Raw genomic sequence first — 684 nt, forward strand, 5'->3', positions numbered from 1 at the left:
TCCGTGCAGCAGGTCCAATTGCTGCAGGAGCACTACGAGCGCACGCTCAATATCTGGGCTGCCGCCCTCGAGGCCAATCGCGAGCAGGCCGTCGCCATCCAGTCACAAGAGGTCTACGACCGCTACATGAAGTACCTGACCGGCTGCGCGAAGCTGTTCCGCCAGGGTTACACGGACGTCGACCAGTTCACGCTGGAAAAGTAGCGGTCCCCGGCCCCTCGCCACCTACTTCACGAGGGTGAACTGCCCGACATTGCTGATGCCCTTGCGGAAGAAGTTCTCACAGCCGGTCAGGTAGTGCATGTACTTGCCGTAGACCTCTTCGGACTGCAGCTCGACCGCCTGCTCGCGGTTGGCCTCCAGGTTGGCCGCCCAGATATTGAGCGTGCGCTCGTAGTGCTCCTGCAGCAATTGGACCTGCTGCACGGAGAACCCCGCTTCGCCGGCGAACCTGAAGATGTCTTCCTGCGCCGGCAATTGTCCGCCCGGGAAAATTTCAGTGCCAATGAAGCGCGCGAATCGAAGATCATTCATCGTGATGGAGACGCCGCGTTCGTACTGCTGTTTCTGGGTGTAGGTCAAAATGGTATGCAATAACATGCGGCCGTCGTCGGGAAGAATGTTGTAGGCGCGTTCGAAGAACGCGGCGTACCGCTCCATCTTGAAAGCCTCGAAGGCGCCGAT

Annotated in this window: 2 protein-coding genes; one reads left to right on the top strand and one right to left on the bottom strand. The window is 59.5% G+C overall.

Annotated elements, in window-relative coordinates; genetic code table 11:
- Positions 1-204: class I SAM-dependent methyltransferase (locus A5713_RS06840; protein ID WP_197516320.1), on the top strand; the 204-nt coding region annotated here is incomplete at its 5' end.
- Between the two features lie 21 nt (positions 205-225).
- Here A5713_RS06840 and A5713_RS06845 read toward each other — a convergent pair.
- Positions 226-684: class I SAM-dependent methyltransferase (locus tag A5713_RS06845; RefSeq protein ID WP_082972824.1), on the bottom strand; the 459-nt coding region annotated here is incomplete at its 5' end.

Origin of the sequence: Mycobacterium sp. E2497 (assembly GCF_001668695.1) — a bacterium.
Classification (GTDB): Bacteria; Actinomycetota; Actinomycetes; order Mycobacteriales; family Mycobacteriaceae; genus Mycobacterium.